Genomic DNA, 1,907 nt, shown 5'->3' with positions numbered 1-1,907 from the left:
GGCATGCGTGCCCCGCTGGTCGTGCGCTGGCCCGGACACATCGAACCCGGCACGGTCAAGAACGACATCTTCGCCTCGCTTGACTGGCTGCCGACGCTCGTCGACATCGCCGGTGGCCCAAAGGGCGACGGGCTGAAAAAAGAGATCGAGGCTGGCAAGTATCCAGGGATCGTCAAGACCACGCTCGACGGGATCGATCAGCGTGAATTCCTGGAAGGCAAGTCGCCGTCCGCGCGCGACTCTTTCTTGTACTATTCCGGCAAGGAGCCATCGGCGGTTCGCTACAAGAACTGGAAGATGTATTTCGCAATGGTCTCCGACGACCCAGCTGGCTTCATCTCAGGCGTGCAACCCTACTCCTGGACGCAGGTCGTCAACATCAAGCGCGATCCGTTCGAGACCTCGGTCGGCCAACAGATCAAGACGCTGTTCGGAATGGCCGGCTCCATCGCCTCTCCRTCCACCGCCTATGTCTATGACTGGAACATCCTGCCCATAGGCCAGCAGTTGTGGCTAAGGCATCTCGAGACCTACATCGCCTATCCGCCGCTTCAGGACCCTGCAAGCTACAATCTGGAGCAGGTGATGCAGCAGGTCAAAGATATGAAGACAGGTCACGATTGACACACCCCGCCAAGGCCGGACGCCCCGTCACAGGGGCGTCCGATACCAAATCTTGCCCGGCAGTTCGGGCCCAACCACATCAACGATGGAGAGTTCAGATGCACGCATTCTCCAGGCTCGTTGGCGGAGCGTTCATAGGCCTTTGCGCATTTCTTGCGGCGGCATTGGCGCAGGCCCAGACCGATCCCCTGCCATCATGGAACGACACCGGCCCCAAGGCAGCCATCGTTGCCTTCGTCGAGAAAGTGACCAAGGCTGGCTCGCCGGACTTCGTTGCCGAGCCGGATCGCATCGCCGTCTTCGACAATGACGGTACATTGTGGGTCGAGCACCCGATGTATACCCAACTCGCCTTTGCGCTCGACCGCGTGAAGACAGAAGCGCCGTCGCATCCGGAATGGAAGACCACACAGCCGTTCAAGGCGGTGCTCGAAAGCGACATGAAGGCGCTCGCGGCAGGCGGCGAGAAGGGGCTGGTGGAACTCATCATGGCGACCCACGCCGGAATGACCAGCGACGAGTTCCAGAAGATCGTCACCGACTGGATCGCAACCGCGCGTGATGGCCGGTTCAAGCGCCCCTACACCGAACTCGTCTACCAGCCGATGCTCGAACTGCTCGCCTATCTGCGTGCCAATGGCTTCAAGACTTTCATCGCTTCGGGCGGCGGCATCGAGTTCATGCGGCCATGGACCGAGAAGGTTTATGGGGTGCCGGCAGAGCAGGTCATTGGTTCGTCCATCAAGACGCAGTTCGAGATGAAAGATGGCACGCCTACGCTGTTTCGGCTGCCTGAGGTCAACTTCATMGACGACAAGGCTGGCAAGCCGTCCGGCATCAACGAGCAGATCGGCCGCCGTCCGATCGCCGCCTTCGGCAATTCCGATGGCGACCTCGAAATGCTGCAATGGACGACCTTGGGCAGCGGGAACGCCGGCCCGCGTTTCGGTCTCATCGTCCACCACACCGACGCCGAGCGGGAGTACGCCTACGACCGCAACACGGAGTTTGGCAAACTCGACGAAGCGCTCGATGCGGCTGCGGTGAACAATTGGACGGTTGTCGACATGAAGACGGACTGGAAGACCATCTTTCCGTTCGAACTGAAATAGTGCCGAGTGGCAATTAGCGAAAAAGCCGCCTCGCCGTAACAAGCGCAACGTTAGTCGTTGCTGACAGCTAAGTCAGTGAAGGCGGGGCAAAACGAAGGGGACGTCAATGGTTGATCTATCTCGAAAGGTATTTCTCAGCTGTGCCCTGGCGCTGATCCCGTTGGGTGCAAG

General features: G+C 59.6%; 1 protein-coding gene and 1 pseudogene. Both read left to right on the top strand.

Annotated features, from left to right (window positions below):
- Nucleotides 1–624, top strand: a pseudogene (locus AC1DWF_RS31680) (arylsulfatase); the annotation flags it as partial.
- 98 nt (nt 625–722) lie between these two features.
- The gene (locus AC1DWF_RS31675) at nt 723–1,736 is read left to right on the top strand and encodes an HAD family hydrolase (protein ID WP_476842526.1); all 1,014 of its coding nucleotides are present in this window, start codon (nt 723–725) and stop codon (nt 1,734–1,736) included.
- The last annotated feature ends 171 nt before the right edge of the window (nt 1,737–1,907 follow it).

This window comes from Aminobacter sp. P4_D5, from assembly GCF_056401815.1.
Note: the sequence above shows the minus strand (reverse complement) of the source record. Positions and strands in the feature narration are given on the sequence as shown.